General features: G+C 68.0%; 12 protein-coding genes. All 12 read left to right on the plus strand.

Annotated elements, in window-relative coordinates; all coding sequences use genetic code 11:
* Window positions 1–32 precede the first annotated feature (32 nt).
* The 12 genes from M5D76_RS04925 (at window position 33) to M5D76_RS04980 (ending at window position 19,786) form a co-directional block, all read left to right on the plus strand.
* Window positions 33–1,025 (plus strand): glycosyltransferase family 2 protein, encoded by a 993-nt coding sequence (locus M5D76_RS04925; RefSeq protein ID WP_248922266.1) that lies wholly within the window; start codon window positions 33–35, stop codon window positions 1,023–1,025.
* A 36-nt stretch (window positions 1,026–1,061) separates the two neighbouring features.
* The gene (locus M5D76_RS04930; protein ID WP_248922267.1) at window positions 1,062–2,552 is read left to right on the plus strand and encodes a glucosyltransferase domain-containing protein; all 1,491 of its coding nucleotides are present in this window, start codon (window positions 1,062–1,064) and stop codon (window positions 2,550–2,552) included.
* A gap of 156 nt (window positions 2,553–2,708) precedes the next feature.
* A complete protein-coding gene (locus M5D76_RS04935; protein WP_248922268.1) occupies window positions 2,709–4,328 on the plus strand; it encodes a rhamnosyltransferase WsaF family glycosyltransferase in 1,620 nt (539 codons plus the stop codon).
* Window positions 4,329–4,617: 289 nt separating this feature from the next.
* Window positions 4,618–6,801 carry an N-acetylmuramoyl-L-alanine amidase gene (locus M5D76_RS04940; protein ID WP_248922269.1) on the plus strand — a complete coding sequence of 728 codons (2,184 nt, stop codon included), beginning with the start codon at window positions 4,618–4,620 and terminating at the stop codon, window positions 6,799–6,801.
* A 65-nt stretch (window positions 6,802–6,866) separates the two neighbouring features.
* A complete protein-coding gene (locus M5D76_RS04945) occupies window positions 6,867–9,902 on the plus strand; it encodes a S8 family serine peptidase (RefSeq protein ID WP_248922270.1) in 3,036 nt (1,011 codons plus the stop codon).
* 243 nt (window positions 9,903–10,145) lie between these two features.
* Entirely contained in the window at window positions 10,146–14,204 is a 4,059-nt protein-coding gene (locus M5D76_RS04950) for a S8 family serine peptidase (RefSeq protein ID WP_248922271.1), read from the plus strand.
* 78 nt (window positions 14,205–14,282) lie between these two features.
* On the plus strand, window positions 14,283–15,323 hold the full coding sequence (locus tag M5D76_RS04955) for a glucosaminidase domain-containing protein (protein WP_248922272.1): 1,041 nt from the start codon (window positions 14,283–14,285) through the stop codon (window positions 15,321–15,323).
* A gap of 506 nt (window positions 15,324–15,829) precedes the next feature.
* The gene (gene amaP / locus M5D76_RS04960) at window positions 15,830–16,528 is read left to right on the plus strand and encodes an alkaline shock response membrane anchor protein AmaP (protein ID WP_248922273.1); all 699 of its coding nucleotides are present in this window, start codon (window positions 15,830–15,832) and stop codon (window positions 16,526–16,528) included.
* A 2-nt stretch (window positions 16,529–16,530) separates the two neighbouring features.
* Window positions 16,531–16,959: a DUF2273 domain-containing protein gene (locus tag M5D76_RS04965; RefSeq protein ID WP_248922274.1), complete on the plus strand. Its 429-nt coding sequence runs from the start codon at window positions 16,531–16,533 to the stop codon at window positions 16,957–16,959.
* 94 nt (window positions 16,960–17,053) lie between these two features.
* A complete protein-coding gene (locus M5D76_RS04970) occupies window positions 17,054–17,695 on the plus strand; it encodes an Asp23/Gls24 family envelope stress response protein (RefSeq protein ID WP_283102020.1) in 642 nt (213 codons plus the stop codon).
* A 2-nt stretch (window positions 17,696–17,697) separates the two neighbouring features.
* The gene (locus M5D76_RS04975) at window positions 17,698–19,050 is read left to right on the plus strand and encodes a MurT ligase domain-containing protein (RefSeq protein WP_248922275.1); all 1,353 of its coding nucleotides are present in this window, start codon (window positions 17,698–17,700) and stop codon (window positions 19,048–19,050) included.
* Window positions 19,043–19,786 (plus strand): type 1 glutamine amidotransferase, encoded by a 744-nt coding sequence (locus M5D76_RS04980; protein ID WP_248922276.1) that lies wholly within the window; start codon window positions 19,043–19,045, stop codon window positions 19,784–19,786. Before M5D76_RS04975 ends, M5D76_RS04980 begins: the two co-directional genes overlap by 8 nt.
* Window position 19,787: the final 1 nt, after the last annotated feature.

Consider the following 19,787-nt stretch of genomic DNA (forward strand, 5'->3'; position numbering starts at 1 on the left):
TCGGGTGGGGGAGCCGGAAGAGGGATGTGCTGATGTCTCAAAACAGAACTGATGATCACGTCGACGCCATTTCCGTCGTGGTCCCCTGTCACAACGAGGAGCAGTCGCTGCCCCTCCTCTTCGAGGAGTTCGAGCGCGTTGCCGCCGAGCTCGCGCCCGCGCGCGTCGAGTTCGTGCTCGTGGACGACGGCTCCGCCGACGCCACGAGCGAGGTGGGCCGCAGGCTCGCCGCCTCCTGGCCTGGCTCGCAGGTCCTCACCTTCTCGCGCAACTTCGGCAAGGAGGCCGCGATCTTCGCCGGGCTCCAGCACGCCAAGGGTGACTACGTCGCGCTCATGGACGCCGACCTGCAGGATCCGCCCGCTCTTCTCCCCGAGATGTATCGCATCATCCGCGAGGAGGACGTGGAGTCCGTCGCCACGCGCAGGAAGGACCGCGCCGGCGAGCCGCCGGTCCGGTCGGCCTTCGCGCGCCTGTTCTACCGCATGATCAACCGCATGTCCGAGACGGAGCTCGTCGACGGTGCGCGCGACTACCGCCTCATGAGCCGGAAGTTCGTCGACGCGGTCCTGTCGCTCGGCGAGTCCAACCGCTTCACCAAGGGCCTCTTCAGTTGGGTCGGCTTCAAGACGCACTGGTTGGAGTACGCCAACGTCGAGCGCTCGGCCGGCTCCTCGCAGTGGTCGTTCTTCTCGCTCGCGCGCTACGCGATCTCGGGCATCACGGCCTTTTCGACGACGCCGCTCGTGGTCGCCTCCGTGGTCGGCCTCGTGCTCTGCCTCGTCGCGGTGCTTGCGCTCGTGTTCATCATCGTGCGCTGGGCCGTGGCTGGCGACCCCGTGAGCGGCTGGCCGTCGCTCGCGTGCATGATCATCTTCATCGGCGGCGTCCAGCTGCTCTTCCTGGGCGTGCTCGGCCAGTACCTGGCCAACGTCTACGGCGAGAGCAAGCACCGGCCCATCTACGTTCTGGACGACTGCTACACCTCCGCTGAAGGCGAGGGTGACGAGGGAGGCAGAGGCTAGCCCATGGAAATGCTTCGAGACTTCAGGGATTACTGTGTGCGCAAGCCACTTCGCGTGCTTGCCGTCTACCTCGTGTTCGCCGCGCTCTTCGGGATGTGGTCCTTTCACCACATGGTGACCTTCGACGCCGAGGGGTTCTTCTCGTTCGAGAACGGCGCAAAGTGGTACGAGCAGTGGATCGTGCTCGGTCGCTGGGGCTTCGTGGGGCTCAAGCACGTATTGCGCGTGGTGGCCATCAACCCGTACTTCTCGACGGCATTCTTCCTCCTGCTGTTCCCTCTTTCGGCGCTGGTCTGGGGCTTTGCCTTCGAGCGCTGGATGGATGACGAGCGTCGCGCCTGGGCCTGCGTGCTGTTCTGCGCGCTCTTCCTGTCGCACCCCATCTGGGCGCTTCAGTTTGCCTATCGCAACCAGATGGAGGTTATGTCCGTCGCGCTCGTTCTCGCGCCCGTGGGCATGCTCATGCTTGGCGAGTTTCTTGATGGCCGCGGCCGCTCCTTCGGCATCGGCGCATTTGCCATCGCCACGTTCCTCTTTGGCTGCTACCAGTCGTTCATTTTCGTCTACGTCGAGGCCGCCTGCATACTTCTCTTCCTGAGGGTGCGCGCGGGCAAGACCGAGAGGCCCTGGCGCGAGCTTATCGCCTGCGTCGGGATCGTCGTGGCCGCTTTCGTTCTGTGCACGCTCATCGGCAAGGCCGTCCTCCTCATCGCGGGCGTGCCGAATGAGAACTCGTACCTTACCAACCAGTTCATGTGGGGCAAGCGTCCGTTCCTCGAGAACGTGAAGCAGATCCTCGTCTACATCAAGCACTCAGCCTTCGGCGACGGCGTCCAGTACGGGGCGACCTTCGCCGTCGAGGGTATCGCACTCGTCGGCATCTTCGTCGCCATGGCAAGGAAGGGGCAGGCTCGTCTCGGCTTCGTCGCGCTCATGCTGTTCGGCATTCTCGCGTCTCCCTTCGTGCTCGAGGTCGTCACGGCGGGCGACGTCGTGATCCGCAGCCAGTTCGCCTTCGTGCTCGCGCTGGCGTTTCTCGGCGCGTTTGAGATCGACCTGCTGGCCGGTGTCCTTCTGCCTCGCAGCAAGGGCGTAGTTCCCGTGCTGGTCGTGTCTGCCGTCGCGCTTGCGGCCGTCGTGTTCCAGGCGCAGCAGCAGAGCCGTCTTCTCTACACCGACGTCCAGACCATGGACAAGGACCGCGAGACCATGACCCAGATCTACTACCAGGCCATGGCCCAGGGCGCGCGCCCGGGCGACGCGCTGTGCCTGGTTGGCCCGCTTCCCACGCGCGAGACGGACGACCTGACGGAGAGCGAGGTCATTGGCTTCTCCTACTTCGAGGTGTCGAGCTTCTATGGGCCGAACAAGACCGTCGAGGCCATGCAGGCCTACGGCTTTGACGTCTCGTTCCCCACGCAGGAGCAGCTTGAGGCCGCCAGCGCCGAATACGAGTCCCTCGAGGCCTGGCCGCATGCGGGAGCCATCAAGGTGCATGATGGGTTCTACGTTGTGAGGCTTTGGTAGTGTCGGCAGGCACGTCGACGTCAGAGTAACTCCTTCAACGAGCTGTAGAAACGCGTCCCACATCTGGGGCGCGTTTCTGCGTTGCGGAACTATACTCCCTGATATGGCCGTTGAGGCTGCGTCTCGTTTTGCCGCGGCGCTGAGGAAGGACTTCATATGTTCGAGGAGTTGTCTGGAAAGCGAGTCGCGTGGGTCCTCCCTGCCATCAACGAGGGGTCGGGTGGTCTTCAGACGATCTTCCGTCATGTAATGCACCTCAAGTCGTTGGGCGTGCGATGCGAAGTTCATCTTTGCGAGGAGCCGTTCGGAAGGAATCGCGCCACCATTCTCGGGCTTATGGAGCGATGCTACGGCTGCTCTGGAGTTCCGTTGTTTATGAGGCCTGAGCTTGATGGCAGAGACGTCGCCGTCGCGACGACGAACATCACGGTCAAGTACGTCCTCGCAAGCGACTGTCCCGTTCGGTGCTACTTCGTCCAGGATTTCGAGCCCTGGTTCTATGCGATGGGCGACCGCTACATCGAGGCCGAGGCGGGATACGGCGCGCCGCTCAAGGCGATCACGATTGGGCGCTGGCTCGAGTCGAAGTTATCTGTCGAGTATGGGATGGAGGCCTGGTACACCGACTTCTGCGCGGATGGGGCAATCTATCGACCGCTTGGCGGCGTTGAGCGAGCGGGTATTTGTGCCATCTATCAGCCTGCGAAGGACCGTCGCTGCAGTCAACTTCTCGAGGATGCGCTCAGGATTGTTCATGAGATGCGTCCGGACGTACCGATCTCGACCTATGGGTCGAACGCGGTCTTGCCCGGCGGCTTTTCCAAGCATCTGGGGCTCTTGAGCAAGCAGGGGTGCAACCGCCTCTACAACGAGAGCGCCGTAGGACTCTGCATCAGCTCGTCCAACCCGTCGCGCGTCCCGTTCGAGATGATGGCGTCGGGGCTTCCCGTGGTCGACATCTATCGCGAGAACAACCTCTATGACTTCTCCGACGACACCGCTCTTCTTGCGATGCCGCGTCCCGATGCGCTCGCGTCTGCCGTCGTATCGCTTCTGGACAACGCCAGTGCTCGAGCCGCACGCTCATCCGCAGGCATTGCGCTCATGTCAGGCAGGCCTGCGGACGGCGAGGGCGGCCAGTTTGCCGATTCTCTGTCCTGTCTTCTTGCCGGAGAGACGGCGGCTGTCGGCACGGCGGAGCGCTCATACCATGCGAAGGCGGTGGGGGCGAGCGCCGAGGCGGCTGCGCTCTATCGCAAGCTGATTGGTAAGAAGGTCGAGCGTGAGGACACTGCTTCGCGTGGCCTCTCCAATCATTACGCTCAGATTCGCGTAAGGAGTGAAGCTCCGCTCAACGATCCGGTCGCGTTTGCCTGGTGTCTGCCGGATCAGTCTGACATGCAGGACATCCCCCTCTCGCTTGAGGGGGAGGAGTACGTGGCTTGCGTCGACCTTTGGCGTCGCGCCGAGGGGTACGGCACCTATAACTTCCACTTGTATTCGACCATTGACGGTGAGCGCCAGATCATTGGTGCTGCGACGGCGTTGCTTGCCACCCCGGATGAGGCAGGCGACACGAGTGCTGTGGGAGATGAGGAGGCGTCTCGCAAGGCTCCTGAGATTGAAGTTCGCGTGCTGTCGCTCGATCCGTCTGATTTTCAGGCTTCTCTTGATGCGAGAGCTGCTGATCCGGTGAATTCGGATGAGACGAATGAATCGGAGGTGCGCGGGGAAGGGGTTCTGTCTCGACTATCGCGGAAGCTCGGCCTGTCGTAGGTTCTTGTGCGCGATCCGTTCTTGAGGGCGTGAGTGCCGAGGTGATTGTGCTCGGACTCTCGTGCCCCGAGGGGCATTTGCGCACAGGGGCATCACGTGAGCTGGCCTCTGGTGTTGGGTGGTTGAATCGACCGAGCACGTCGTTCGCTTTTCACGAGACGAGGGATACCGATTGCGGGTTGCATGCCCCTTTAGGTGCTCTAATGCAACTGGCTGGGTGATAGTATGGCGTTTACTGACACCTGCCTGCACGTATTCGTCTTGCGGGCAACCGTTTCGGAGGTTTTGGATGCGCATGCTCTTTCGCCCCGGCGCCAAGACACTGCTCTCCAGGGTCGGCACCGCTCTCTTGACCTGCTCGCTCGTCGGCTCCCTCGCGATTCCCAACCCCGCCCTCGCCGCGTCTGTGGTGGCCACGGCCGCAGGGTCGCCTGACGGTGGCGCCCCTGCCGCGACGCCTGCGTCGCAGGCGAGTGCCGCCGCGTCGGACGCCGTCGAGTTCGTCTACATCGAGAACTCCGTCGTCGCCACGGGCGCGACCGAGAACGTCGCCGTCGGCCTCCGCGAGGCCCTCGTGCCCGAGGGTACGCTCGTCTCGGCCGCGCGCCTCACGCTTGCGGATGCGACGGGCAAGACCACTCTCGTTGACGCGACCACGATCTCCGGCCGCTCGCTGCTCTTTGCCTGCGCGCCCGCGGCCGGCACCTACGAGGTGCGCGCGATCGAGGTCACCCTTGTCGTCGCTGGTGCCAGCGACGCGACCACCACGTCCATCGACCTTGGCGCGACCGACGTCGCCACGCGCACCTTCTCCGTGAGCGACGAGGTCGTTGCCGTCGCGGTCCCAGACGCCACGGTGGACGTGCGCGACCCGTCCCAGTACGCGCCGACCACGCCGACCGGCCAGGCCGCGCGCGAGGAGGCCGCGGCGGATGGCGCCTCGGTCGCTGGTGACGCCTCGGGTGTCGAGGGCGCGGCGTCGCTCTCCGTAACGGGGGCGTCCGCCGACGGCGAGGTCGCCGGGTCCGCGACCACGCTCGACGCGAGCGACCCGGACGCGGTCGCGGCCGGGGTCGAGGCTCTTCTCGCAAGCGCGAACCTGGGCGCGGACGCCCTTGACGAGCAGGCCGACATCAACGGCGACGGGCTGTTCACCATCGCGCTCGACCCGGGCCACGGCGGAGGGGACTCCGGCGCGGTGGGCGTCGACGGCGCGCGCGAGTGCGACCTCAACTGGACCATCGCGAACTACTGCAAGCAGGAGCTCGAGAAGTACGGCGTGCCCGTGCACCTCACGCGCGGCTGGGGCGACAACCCGAGCCTCGAGCAGCGCGTCGCGAACGCCGCGGCCGTGGGCGCCGACGTGCTGGTCAGCATCCACCTCAACGCGACCACGGGCGGCAGCTCGGGCGGCGCGTCGGGCTGCATGGTGCTCGTGCCGTCCAACCAGTCGTTCAACAACCGCGTGTTCGGCGAGGGCGTAGCGCTCGGCAACTCCATCAACGACCAGCTGGCGGCCCTGGGCATCAACAACCGCGGCCTCTTGTTCCGCACGATCGACCATGACCCCGACTGGGACTATCCCACCGGCGAGGAGGCCGACTACTACGGCATCATCCGCCATGCGCGCTACCGCAACATGCTGGGCGTGATCGTCGAGCACTGCTACCTTGACAACACGGGTGACTACTACTCGTTCCTCAACACCGACGACAAGCTGCGCGCCCTTGGCGTGGCCGACGCCAAGGGCATCGCCAACGCCTATGGCCTCACGCAGGAGCGCGCCTATGCGGCCGTCTACAACTTCGCGCAGTACATGGCCTACAACTCCGACCTGCCGCAGTACTATGCGAACGACCCGGCGGGCGCCTTCAGGCACTTCCTCGAGCACGGCATGAGCGAGGGCCGGCGCGCCTCTGACGACTTCGACGTGCGCTTCTACAAGGACCACTACGGCGACCTGCAGCGCGCCTACGGCAACAACCTGCCGCTGTACTTCCGTCACTACATCACGTACGGCGTGAGCGAGGGCCGCCAGCCCACGGCGGAGCTCTCCGCCGAGAAGAGCGGCATGCGTCGCCTCTACAACCCCTACTCCGGCGAGCACTTCTACACCGCGTCGGCCTTCGAGAAGGTCTCGCTCGTCAAGGCGGGCTGGAACTACGAGGGCATAGGGTGGCTCGGCCCCAACTCGTCGAAGTCGCCGGTGTATCGCCTGTACAACCCCTATGCCGGCGACCACCACTACACCATGAGCGCCTACGAGCGCGACTCGCTCAAGCGCGTGGGCTGGAACGACGAGGGCGTGGGCTGGTACTCGGACGACGCCAAGGCGACGCCCCTGTACCGCCAGTACAACCCCTATGCCGCCTCAGGCGCGCACAACTACACCGCAAGCAAGGTCGAGAACGACCATCTGGTGTCGGTCGGCTGGAGGGCCGAGGGCATCGGCTGGTACGGCCTGGCGAGGTAGCGCTGGCAGCCGGCCGCGGCCGGGACTCGACTGCGCGGCGCCCGCGCATCCGAGGAGGTGGGAGCATGAGCAGGGCCCTCAACAGGAGGAACCGTGCCTTGCTGGCTGCTGCCGTGCTCGTGGCGTGCGCCCTCGTCGCGGCCGCGATCGTCGTGCCGTGCCTGGGCGGCCCCTGCCAGGGCGGCACGCTCTTCTCGCCCGCCCAGGGTTCGGGCGCGTCGGGCGCCTCGGGCACGGCCGCGCCTGGCGGCAGCGGCTCCGGCCCCGACGCCGGCGGCTCGACCGGCGCGCGCCGCGAGGGCTACTCCGCCGACCCCGCCACGCACGAGGCGGCCACGCGCCTGATGGACGTCGACGCCGACTACGTGGCCGACACCGTGCTCATCCGCTTCGCGCCCGGCGTTGACGCCGACCAGGCGACCGCGCTGGTCGCGGCCACGCCCACGCTCGCGCCGCGCGACGTCACGCCCGACGAGCTCGAGCGCGGCCTCTCCAAGGTCGGCCTCGCCGCAGGCGCCACGGTGGAGGACGCCGTGGTCGCGCTCTCGGGCAACGCCGGCGTCTCGATCGTCCAGCCCAACTACCTCTACCAGGTCGCCAACGAGACTACACTGGCGGACGACCTCGGCCTCGACGTCGCCGCGGAGGTCTCGGCCGCGCGCGAGGCCGCGTCTGCGCAGTCTGCGGCGTCCGACCCTGCGCAGTCCGCGGCGTCCGCTCCCGCGGCGTCCGCCGAGGCGATCCCTGCCGAGAAGAGCGCGGCGCCCGAGGTGGCGACTCCTTCCCAGGCCGAGCAGCCCGCCCAGGCTGAGGTCACGCCCCCCGCTCCCGCCGCGACCGATGCCGCACCTGCGCCCGCCGAGCCTGGCGCCGCGCCCGCCGCGGAAGCGGCAGGGGGCGCAGCGACGGAAGACGCCGCACCTGCCGAGCCCTCCGTCGACGATGCGGGCGCGCCCTTCTCGGAGGTGCCCGACCCCGTCGAGCAGGCCGATCCCGTGCCCGCCGACCTTGAGCATTCCTTCGGCGTGGCGTCGGCCTCGCCCGAGCTCGCCACCCAGGCGGCCGTCACCGTGAACGACTTCGCCACCACGCAGGCCGGCTACACCGGCGAGCAGCGCAGCTGGCACCTCACGTTTATAAAGGCGTTCGACGCCTGGGCGTACCTGCCCAAGTCGGGCGGCCAGCCGCACAACTCCACGAGCATCGCCGTGCTCGACAATGGATTCCAGCGCTACAACAACGACCTCTCGGGCAAGGTCGCGGCGGCCTACAACGCGACCGATTGGAGCAGTGACATCTCGGAGGCGTCCAACGGGCACGGCACGCACGTCGCCGGCATCGCGGGCGCCAAGGTCAACAATAGCTGGGGCACGGTCGGCACCTCCTATGACGCCAACCTCGTGCTCGTCAAGGTGATGGACTCCTATGGCGGCATCACGTCGGACTACCTCGTCGAGGGCTACCGCTACGTGATGGAGAACGCCAGCAGGTACAACATCCGCACGGTCAACGTGAGCATCGGCGGCCGCGGCGACGTGCCGGCCTCCGACGAACTGCTGAAGGACGGCGTCAAGGCGGCCTTCGACAAGAACATCGTCTCGGTCATGGCCGCCTGCAACGCCCAGGCCGGCGTACCCGTGCCCTACAAGGCCTACCCGGCCGACTACGAGCTGTGCATGAGCGTCATCAACCTGCAGAGCGATGGCACGCGCAAGGAGACCTCCAACTACAACCTTCCCGGCAAGACGAACAAGAACATTTCGGCACCGGGCACCTCGATCGTCAGCAGCAAGCGCGACACCATCGCCTCCGATTCGGGCACCTCCATGGCGTCGCCTGCGGTGGCCGGCGTCGTCTCGCTCCTGTTTGCGAAGCGGCCCCAGCTCACCGCTCGCGAGGCGCGCGCCATCATCTACGCGACGGCCGACCGGATGGGTGGCGCCGACTTCACCGAGGGCTACGGCTACGGCAAGGTGAACGCCCTTGCCGCCATGCAGGCGCTTGAGCCCCAGATCTCGGGCGAGTCGTCCATCGTGGTTGGCTCGAGCTCCAAGCTCGCGCTCTCGTGCGGCGCCACACGCTTCACCACCGTCAGCTGGTCCAGCAGCTCAAACGTCGCCTCGGTCGCCTCCGACGGCACGGTCACGGGCCATGGCCTCGGCACGGCCACGATCACGGCGACCTACACGATCCGCGACAACGAGGGCGACTCCTTCACCGGCACGGCCACCAAGGTCGTCACCATCGGCAAGAGCTTCGACGGCGCCAAGGTGAGCGTCCCCGGCCAGACGTTCACGGGCTCGGCCCTCAAGCCCCGGCCCACGGTCACCTACAACGGTGTCACGCTGCGCGAGGGCACCGACTACGACTACACCGTCGGTCCCTACTACGACAATGTCAACGCGGGCACCGGCTGGGTCATCATCACCGGCGTGGGGGAGTACGCGGGCAAGACCGCCGGGTCCTTCTCGATCGCGCCCGCCAGCATCGCCGGCGCCTCGGTCTTTGCCGCGGCGCAGACCTACACCGGCAGCGCCCTGCGGCCCGCCGTCTCGGTGCGCGCGGGCGGGCGGACGCTCAGCCAGGGGAGGGACTACGACGTCTCCTATGCCAACAACACCAACCCCGGCACGGCGACTGTGACCGTGACCGGAAAGGGCAACTACACCGGCAGGGCCACCGGCGCCTTCAGGATCACCGATGCCGGCATCGTGATGTACCGCCTGTACAACCCCTACACGGGCGAGCACTTCTACACCGCCTCCGACTACGAGCGCGCCTCCCTCGCGCGCGGCGGCTGGAACTACGAGGGCGTGGGCTGGACGGCCCCCTCGGTGGGCGACTCGGTGTTCCGCCTGTACAACCCCTACGCGGGCGACCACCACTACACCACGTCCTGGTACGAGTGCCAGAGCCTCCAGCGCGTCGGCTGGTCCTACGAGGGCGTCGGCTGGAAGACGGGCTCGGGCGCGCCGCTTTTGCGCCAGTACAACCCCTATGCCACCACCGGCACGCACAACTACACCACGAGCGCCTACGAGCGCGACGCCCTCATCCGTCTGGGCTGGCGCGACGAGGGCATCGGCTGGCGCGCGCTCTAGCCCGCCTCGCCCAGGCCCACCCCAAGCATTGTGGGCATGTCGTGTACCGAAAAATCTTTTATGCCGCTGACTGCGCATGGCGACCGCCTGCGAGGTCGACCACGTGTGCCTCGCTCTGCTCGCCGCATAGCCCCACGCGCCCACGATACAATAGGGGACGGGAGCGGTAGCACTTAGGCGCACGCCCGCGCCACCGCGCCCGACCAGTTCACTCTGACGCTTAATCGCACGTTGGAGGTGGCCGTGAGGCGTAACCTGGGCTTTGCCCTCGTCGTTCTTCTCGTTGCCGCGGCCACGGTTCTCGTCGTCGCCTATCTGGGGCGCGACCCCCGAGAGGCCCCTGGCACGCATCCCGCACCCGCCGCCGGCGGGGCGCAGGCGGAGCCCGGCGCGACCTCTGTGCAGGAGGGTCCCGCAGCCGAGAAGAGCACGCCCGACGCAGGTGCCGACGCCTCCGACGGCGGCCAGTCGTCCTCCAGCCGCTTCCTCCCCACCTTCTCCGCTGACGCCGCCACCCATGAGCGCGCCAAGCACCTCATGGGCGTCTATGCCGAGTACGAGCCGCGCTCCGTGCTCGTCACCTTCTCCGAGGGCACCACGCCAGAGGCGGCCAACGCCCTTCTCGCCCAGGCGAAGGCCGTGGTCCCCGCGGAGGTCACGCAGGCCGACCTCGACTATGGCCTCGTGACGCTCTCCGTTGCCGACGGCCTCGTGGTTGAGGACGCCGTGGTCGAGCTCGCGGACGCTCCCGAGGTCGACGTGGTGCAGCCCAACTACGTCTATCGCATCAACGACGAGTCCCGCGCAGGCGCCACGAGCCTCACGTCCAGGCTCGCGCAGGCCAACCCCGCCCACCACTTCGCACGTCCCGCGGCCACGACCTCGCCGTCGGGCGAGCTGCTGCTCGCCGCCGCCGACGAGCAGGAGGTCGCGATCGACGACTTCGACGGCTACTCGTCCAGCCAGCGCGCGGCGCGCACCTGGCATCTGACGGACGTCAACGCCTTCAAGGCGTGGTCGTACCTGGCCGACGCGACCGGCGTGCCCTCCAACAACGCGCGCGTCGCCATCTTCGACGACGGCTTCGACGTCACTAACGAGGACATCGCGCCCAACTACGACAGCCGCTTCGCCTACAACACGGCCGACAACAACACCCAGATCGGCGAGATCTCGGGCCACGGCACGCACGTCGCGGGCATCTCGGCGGCGCGAGCCAACAATGGCAAGCTTGCGGCCGGCGTCTCGTACAACGCGCCGCTCGCGCTGCTCAAGGTCTTCTCCGACGACGGATACGCGAGCAGTAGCGCCCTCTACAGCGCCTACACGCGCGTGAGCGACTACAACCGCCAGGGCGCCAACATCCGCGTCGTCAACATGAGCCTCGGCGCCAGCCAGCACTACGTCGACGAGGACGGCGAGGTCGCCACCATTGGCGACGTCGACCCGCTCACCAACATGGACGCCCTGGACACCACACTCTACCGGCGCATGAAGTCGGCCTTCGACGCCGGCATCGTGACCGTCTGCGCGGCCGGCAACGCCCGGCCCAACGAGGAGGTGGTCGACGAGGACGGCACCGAGTTCACCTACGTGCAGCAGCCACCCTACGCCAACTACCCCTCCGACATGTCGATCGCCGTCGCGGTCATCAACCTCCAGCAGGGAGGCAAGCGCTACTACACGACCTACTACGGCGCCGACTTCGGCTCCAACTACAACTACCCGGGCACGCGCGCCAAGAACATCTCGGCGCCGGGCACGAGCATCTACAGCACCTACGGCACGACCACCGCATCGCTCTCGGGCACCTCGATGGCCTCTCCCGTGGTGGCGGGCGTCTTCTCCATGATCATCGCCGAGAAGAGCGAGCTTTCCGCCTCCGAGGCGCGTGCCATCGCTTACTCCTGTGCCAAGGACCTGCAGTACGACGACTCCCGCGGCACGGCCGGCGTCGGCTGGGACGAGCAGACCGGCTACGGCGAGATCGACGCCCTTGCGATCATGCGCAACCTCAACCCCGAGGTCACGGGTCCGGACGTGCTGCGCGCGGGCGAGACGGGCACCTGCCTGCTCTCTTGCGGCAACCCCAATGCGAGCGTTACGTGGGCCTCGAGCGACCCCTCCGTCATCTCAGTCGCCCCGGACGGCGGCATGTCGGCGACCCTGACCGGAGGCAGCAGGGGAGTTGCGACCATCACGGCGACCTTCACCGAGTCCAACGCCGAGGGCGACACCTACTCGGGCAGCGCCTCGATCCAGGTCGCCTCCAACAGCATCGCCCACGCGAGCGTCACGGCGCCCGACCAGACCTACACGGGGTCTGCCCTCGCGCCCGTGCCCACGGTGCGCGTGGACTCCGATGAGCTCGCGTACGGCGTCGACTTCCGCGTCGTCTCCTACGGCAACAACGTGAACGCCGGCGAGGCCACGGTCACGGTCGAGGGCATCGGCGCGTGGTCCGGCCAGGCCACGGGCACCTTCATCGTCTCGCGCGCCCTCATCTCGGCCGCGACCATCGCCTGCGCGCCGGCCACCTACGACTACGCGCACGGCTACACCGCCACCACCGCCACGATCACCTACAACGGCCGTACGCTCGTCTCGCCTGCGGACTTCGCCTACGGGACCTTCTCGGGCAACACGGGCGTGGGCCCCGGCGCGGGCACGCTCACCGTCGTCGGGTACGGCAACTTCTTCGGCTCGGCCACGGCGCCCTTCGACATCGCACCCTTCGACGTCACGAACTGCAGCGAGACGACCCCCATCCCGCTCGTGATCACGCTCGAGAACAAGGGCGGCGCGCACCCCGGCGCCGACCCCACGCCCACGGTGACACTCGGCTCGCGCACGCTCGAGGCGGGCACCGACTACACGGCCGCCTTCGCCTACGACTCGGCCGCGCATACGGGCACCTGCGACCTGGCGTTTGCCGGGTACTTCACGGGCGCCAAGCGCGTGAGCTTCGACACGCGCGTGCCGGTCAGCCTCGAGGGCGCCACGGTCACGGTCGAGCGCCAGTACTACACGGGCACCACCATCAAGCCCACGCCTACCGTCGAGGTCGCCGGCGAGCGCCTCGTTGCGGGCGTCGACTTCACGTGCGCGTACGCGTCGAACGTTGCCGTCGGCACCGGGCGCGTCACGGTCACGGGCACGGGCTCGACCTTGGGCGCCCAGATCTACGAGGGCAGCAAGACCTGCGACTTCGAGATCGCCTCCCGCCCGCTCGCCGACGGCGTCACCGTCACGGCCCCGGCCCAGACCTACAACTTCGGCAAGGAGCTGCGGCCGGCGCCCGACGTGCGCCTGAACGGCCGCGCGCTCGTCTCGGGCAGCGACTACACCGTGGTTTCCTACGCCAACAACACGGCCGCGGGCACGGCCACGGTCACGGTCCGCGGCACGGGCAACTTCACGGGCGAGAAGAGCGGAACCTTCCAGGTCGCGGCCAAGAGCCTCTCGTCGGCGCAGGTCACGGCCGCCGCCCAGACCTTCACCGGGGACGCGCTCAATCCCACGCCCGCGGTGACCCTCTCGGGCGTGCGCCTCGCGCAGGGGAGCGACTTCACCGTGAGCTCCTACAGTGGAAACGTCGGCGCGGGCACCGGCCGCGTCACGGTCACGGGCACGGGCAACTACCAGGGGCAGGCCACGGGCACGTTCGAGATCGGCCCGTGCGACCTGGGCGGTGCGAGCGTCTCGGCGGCCGACCAGACCTACTCCGGGCGCGCGCTCACGCCGGGCGTTGCCGTCACGCTGGGCGGGCGCCGTCTTGCGAGCGGCGTCGACTACACGGTCTCCTACGCGAGCAACGTGGGTCCCGGCACGGCCACGGTCACGGTCTGGGGCCGCGGCAACTACACGGGCTCGGCCCGTGGCAGCTTCCGCATCGCCGATGGCGGCGTGCTGATGTATCGCCTGTACAACCCGTACTCCGGCGAGCACTTCTACACGGCTTCCGAGGTCGAGCGCAACTCGCTCGACTCCATCGGCTGGAACTACGAGGGCGTCGGCTGGAAGGCGCCCACCACCGGTGACCCGGTCTACCGCCTGTACAACCCCTACACGGGCGACCACCACTACACGCCGGGTCGCGGCGAGCGCGACGCGCTGGTCGCGGTCGGCTGGAACTACGAGGGCAAGGGCTGGAACTCTGGCGGCTCGGTCGCGCTCTGGCGGCAGTACAACCCCTACGCCTCCGCTGGCTCGCACAACTACACGACCAGTACCGGCGAGCGCGACGCCCTGGTGCGCGCTGGCTGGAAGGACGAGGGCGTTGGCTGGTACGGCATCGGGTGACGCCTCCCGCGCCGCTACACTCGAGACGATAGGAAGATTGATGTCGCCGGGACGCCCCGGCAGGCTAGGGGGTATGCCATGAGGCTCTCTCGCAGGATCGCCCTTTCCGGTGCCGTCGCGGCCGCGACGATCGCCGCCGCGCTCTTCTCGGCCGCGCCCGCCCTCGCCTCCACGGGTGAGCTGAACATGTATAGGCTCTACAACCCGTACTCGGGCGAGCACTTCTACACGTCGTCCGAGGTCGAGCGCGGCATGCTCTCGAGCGTGGGGTGGGTGTTCGAGGGCGTCGGCTGGATTGCGCCTGAGAGCTCGCGCGCGCCGGTGTACCGCCTCTACAACAGCTATGCGGGCGACCATCACTACACCATGAGCGAGGCCGAGCGCGACGCACTGGTCGAGGTCGGCTGGTCCTACGAGGGCATCGGCTGGTACTCCGACGACGAGCAGCGCGTGCCGCTGTTTCGCCAGTACAACCCCTACGCCGCGACCGGCACCCACAACTACACCGCGAGCCGGTTCGAGAACGACGCGCTCGTCGAGGCCGGCTGGCGGGCCGAGGGCGTGGCCTGGTACGCCGTCGCCGAGGGGTCTGGTCCCATTGCCTCCACCGCCGCGCCGATCATGGCGCAGACCTTCTCGACGCCCGCCGCCATGGCGCGCTGCTTCAACGCGAGCGGGCGCACCTTCCCGGCGGGCGTCTACGCGTCCAAGGGCGCGACCACGATCGAGGACTTCTGCCACATCCTGGTCGAGGAGGCCGCCGACGAGGGCGTCTCCGGCGACGTCGTCTTCGCGCAGGCCATGCTCGAGACCGGTTACCTCTCCTTTACGGGCGCGGTCCGCCCCGAGATGTGCAACTTCTGCGGCCTGGGCGCCAACTCCAGCGTCCCTGGCTCGGGCAACACCTTCGCCAACGTGCGCGAGGGCCTGCGCGCGCAGGTGCAGCACCTCAAGGCCTACGGCTCGCGCGAGCCCCTCGTGCACGACCTGGTCGACCCGCGCTTCAGCTACGTGACCCGCGGCTGCGCGCCCACGATCGGCGACCTCAGCGGCCGCTGGGCGGGGGAGGGCTACGGCGAGAAGATCGCGAGCGTCCTCGAGAGGCTCTACCAGTTCTAGCGCGGAGCGAGCCCGTCACCCCGCTTCCGTGCGGATCACGTCGTCTCCGATTGCGTCCATTACTGAGATTTCAGAATGGACGCAATTAATTACCCAGATTACGGATTCGACGCATTTAATTACCCAGATTACGGATTCGACACCGTCGATTAGCGAGATTTCAGAATCGACGCACGGTGCGGCGGCCTTCGCTCGGACTCCGCCCTTTCTACCTTGGCTTTTGCAAACGGCCCCAATTTCGCGCGGTGTCAAATCCGTAATCTCGGTAATTACAGGTGACTTTTCCGTAATTCGAGTAATAGGGCGTGACAAATCCGTAATCCGAGTAATCGGCGGCCTCGCGCGCCTCGGGTCCCTCGCTCCAGGCGGCCGTCTCAGCCCCGCCGTCGCACAACCCACCAATTTGCGCCTCGCTTCGCATTGCGCCCACCCACTGCGCTATCCTGTTAGACGTATGAAAATCGCGCGGGTCGACCGTGCGACGCCCATCCGTTAGGAGGATGCACATGGGCTTCTTCAAGCGGCTCAGCCTCTTCGTGTTCGCCCTCGCGGGCCTCGCCGCCCTCGCGGCGCTCGTCGCCCCGTGGTACGGCCCGGTGACCGCCGACGCCACCAGGATGCTCGGCGTGCAGTGGTACCTCACGGCCCTCCAGGTCGCGCTGTGCATCACGGTGCTCGGCCTCGTCGTCTGCCTGCTGCGCGCCCTCTTCGTGCGCAACCGCAAGACGGTCGTCGTCGCGCGCGAGGCCGGCGACCAGGTGACCGTCTCGATCGACGCCATCGCCTCGCAGGCCACGCACGTCATCGAGGAGGACGGCCTCTTCCGCGCTCGCCGCGTGAGCGTGCGCGCCGCAGCCCACGGCCACGTCCGCGTGCACGCCCGTGTTCAGCCCGCGTCCACGGTCGACGTCCTGCTTGCCGCCTCCGAGCTGCACGAGCGCCTCGAGGAGGGGCTCGCCGTCATCGTGGGCGACAACGTCGACAAGATCGACCTCGAGTTCGTGAACGCCGCAGAGTACGCGCCCGCCGCGGAGGCCGCCGCGTTCAACGAGCAGGATGCCGCCGACGCCGACGCGGACGCCACCCAGGACGCGCCCGCCCGCACGGCAGCGCCCGCGCCGTCGGACACCTCCGAGATCACCGTCCCCATGGGCCGCAGCGCGGCCGAGCGCGAGGACGACACTGAGACCATGGGGGAGGAGTAGCCATGGCAGACAAGATGCCCAAGCTCAACGTGGAGGAGACCGAGGCGGACGAGAAGAGCACGTCCTCGGCAGCACCCAAGACCAAGGCCAAGCAAAAGTCCAAGCCCAAGCCCAAGGCCGCCAAGGTCGAGGCCACGGTCGAGGCCGACCCCACGTCCGACGCCGACGGCGCCGCGTCCGGCGGCAACCCGTTCAAGAACGTCGCCAGCGCCACCACCAACTGGCTCTCCGACAACTTCCCCGGCCACGAGTACGCCGTCTTTGGCGGCGTCTGTGGCCTCGTCATCGCAATCCTCGTCTTCGTCATCGGCTTCTGGCAGACCCTCTTCCTCACGCTCTGCGTGACGATCGGCGTCGCCATCGGCCAGTACGTCGACGGCAACCCAACCGTCGTGAGGTTTGTGCGCAGGTTCTTTGGCGAGGCCAACTAACGCCGGCGCACCCGCACGAGCGCGTCACAATGGCTGTGACGTACGTCCGATGGCGCACCCGCGCCAAGCACCATCCCGCCCAAGGGGGTAAGAAATGAGCAGCAAGAAGAACAAGTCCAGCCAGACCAAGGCGACCCAGGCCGCCCAGGCAGCAGAGAAGAGCGCCGCCGTGGCAGCCGCCGAGGTCGAGACCGCGGCCCAGGCCGAGCCCACGGCCGACGACGCCGCCACCGACGTCGATGCCGACCTCGCCGCCGACGGCGACATCACCGCGACCTCCGCGCTCGCCGCTCCCGACGACGCCGAGCTCGACGAGGACGAGGACCTCGACTCCGAGGACTCCCTCACCTTCTCCAACGGCGTCATCGAGAAGATCGTGGCCGTCGCCATGCGCGACGTCCCGGGCGTCATCGGGATGAAGGGCGGCTGGCTCAACCGCGTCCAGGACGTCATCGGCGCCTCCGACCCGCGCAAGGGCGTCACCGTCGAGGTCACGCCCGACGCGGCCGTCCGCGTCAACATCTCGGTCCTCATCGAGTACGGCGCCTACGCGCCCCAGGTCTTCGAGGACGTCAAGCGTGCCGTCGTGAGCGAGGTCACCGGCATGACCGGCCTCTCCGTCGCTGGCGTCAACCTGCGCATCGAGGACGTCCTCACGGCCGAGGAGCTCGCCGACCGCCGCGGCGAGGCCGTCCGCGACACGCCCGCCCTGGCACCCGCCGACGACGAGGAGTAAGCGTGAGCCTTCCCTCCGCCGTCGCCTCCGGGGCAGGCCGCATCGTCAGGTGGGGCCTGCATGACGTGCTGGGCCGCAGCGCCTCGCAGCTGCCCGGCCGCGTCGCCCTCGCGATCGACCCCAACCTGATCGCCGACCTCGCGCCCAAGGTGCGCGAGGGATCCGTCGTGGTCTGCGGCACCAACGGTAAGACCACCACCAACAATGTCGTCGCCTCCGCGCTCGAGGCCGCCGGCAAGTCCGTGCTCTGCAACCGCGACGGCGCCAACATGGCCGCCGGCGTGGCGAGCGCGCTGCTCTCCGGCCCCTCGGCCGACTGGGCCGTCATCGAGGCCGACGAGCTCTCCTGCGTCCACATCCTGCCGGGGCTTCGCCCCACCTACCTCGTGCTGCTCAACCTCTTCCGCGACCAGCTCGACCGCGCGGGCGAGATCGAGCACGTGCAGGACAGCCTCGTCTCGGCCCTCGCATCCTCGCCCGAGACCACGCTCGTGGCCTGCGGCGACGACCCGCTCTGCGTCGGCGTCGCGCGCCGCGCGGCGGCCGCTGGCACCCGCGTCCTCTACTTCGGGATCGACGAGGACCTCCACCTGCCGGCCGACCGCGTGCCCGAGGCGCGCTTCTGCCAGGCCTGCGGAGCCGAGCTCTCCTACGACTGGCGCGCCTACGCGCAGATGGGCGCCTTCTCGTGCCCCAACTGCGACTTCGCCCGCCCCGCCCTCGACGCGGCGGCCACGGGCGTCTCCGTCTCGCGCTCCGGCGTCTCCTTCGACGCCGCGGGCCCCCTCGTGGGCGACCCCGCGCGCCTCACGGCCGGCTTCGGCGGCGTCTACATGGTCTACAACCTGCTCGCGGCCTTCGTCGCGGCGCGCCTCGCCGGCGTCTCCGCCAATGACTTCCAGCACACGCTCGACACCTACCGCCCCGAGAACGGCCGCCTGCAGCGCTTCGTCGTCAATGGCCGCGAGGTCACGCTCAACCTCGCGAAGAACCCCACGGGCTTCAACCAGAACATCTCGCTGCTCCAGGCAGACGAGCGACCCAAGGCCGTGCTCTTCTCGATCAACGACAACTTCAACGACGGCCGCGACATCTCCTGGATCTGGGACGTCGACTTCGAGCGCCTCGCCGCCGAGAAGGGCCTCGTCGCGCTCGCCGGCGGCACGCGTGCCGCGGACGTCCGCGTGCGCCTCAAGTACGCCGGCATCGACTCCGCCGTCACGCCGGCCGTCGAGGGCGCCCTCGCGCGCGTCGCGTCGCTGCCGGCCGACATGCCGCTCTACGTGCTCACCAACTACTCCGCGCTCTGGCCTGCCAAGGCCACGCTCGAGAGGCTGGGTGAGCGCCATGACTAAATCCCTTCGCATCGTCCACCTCTTTCCGGAGCTGCTCAACCTCTACGGCGACTCGGGCAACATCCTCGTGCTGCGCCGCCGCCTCGCGTGGCGCGGCCTCGTGGCCGACGTCGCCGAGGTCCACGTCGGCGAGCGCCCGAGCTTCGCCGACGCCGACATCGTCTTCATCGGCGGCGGCTCCGACCGCGAGCAGCGCATCGTCTGCGAGAGCCTGCTTGCCGAGCAGGCGGAGCTCTCCTCCTTCGTGGAGGACGGGGGAGTGCTTGCCGCGGTCTGCGGCGGCTACCAGCTCTTGGGCCACTCCTATCTCATGGGTGACGAGAAGATCGAGGGCCTCTCGCTCGTGGACCTCTACACGGACCGCGGCGAGCCGCGCCTGATCGGCAACGTCGTGGTCGAGAGCCCCATCTGCGACCACCCGATCGTGGGCTACGAGAATCACGGGGGCCGCACGCACCTGGGGGAGGGCGTCGAGCCCCTGGGGAGCGTCACCTACGGCCACGGCAACGACGGCGTCACGGGGCAGGAGGGGTGCCTCTACAAGAACGTTCTGGGCACCTACGTCCACGGCCCGCTCCTGCCCAAGAACCCGGGCGTTGCGGACTATCTGCTTTCGCGCGCGCTGGAGCGCAGGTATGGTAATGGGGAGCTCGAGCCGCTCGACGACGCGGCGGAGCTTACGGCAAACAAGTCGATGTACGACCGCCTCATGGCGGGCGAGGTAGAGGAGCAGTAGC

Source organism: Olsenella intestinalis (assembly GCF_023276655.1).
GTDB classification, from domain to species: Bacteria; Actinomycetota; Coriobacteriia; order Coriobacteriales; family Atopobiaceae; genus Olsenella_J; species Olsenella_J intestinalis.

Excerpts from the sequence above, each read along its gene's own strand:
- M5D76_RS04925 (WP_248922266.1), top strand. The coding sequence starts at position 33 with ATGTCTCAAAACAGAACTGATGATCACGTCGACGCCATTTCCGTCGTG.
- M5D76_RS04935 (WP_248922268.1), top strand. The coding sequence starts at position 2,709 with ATGTTCGAGGAGTTGTCTGGAAAGCGAGTCGCGTGGGTCCTCCCTGCC.
- M5D76_RS04940 (WP_248922269.1), top strand. The coding sequence starts at position 4,618 with ATGCGCATGCTCTTTCGCCCCGGCGCCAAGACACTGCTCTCCAGGGTC.
- M5D76_RS04945 (WP_248922270.1), top strand. The coding sequence starts at position 6,867 with ATGAGCAGGGCCCTCAACAGGAGGAACCGTGCCTTGCTGGCTGCTGCC.
- M5D76_RS04955 (WP_248922272.1), top strand. The coding sequence starts at position 14,283 with ATGAGGCTCTCTCGCAGGATCGCCCTTTCCGGTGCCGTCGCGGCCGCG.
- amaP (WP_248922273.1), top strand. The coding sequence starts at position 15,830 with ATGGGCTTCTTCAAGCGGCTCAGCCTCTTCGTGTTCGCCCTCGCGGGC.
- M5D76_RS04965 (WP_248922274.1), top strand. The coding sequence starts at position 16,531 with ATGGCAGACAAGATGCCCAAGCTCAACGTGGAGGAGACCGAGGCGGAC.
- M5D76_RS04970 (WP_283102020.1), top strand. The coding sequence starts at position 17,054 with ATGAGCAGCAAGAAGAACAAGTCCAGCCAGACCAAGGCGACCCAGGCC.
- M5D76_RS04980 (WP_248922276.1), top strand. The coding sequence starts at position 19,043 with ATGACTAAATCCCTTCGCATCGTCCACCTCTTTCCGGAGCTGCTCAAC.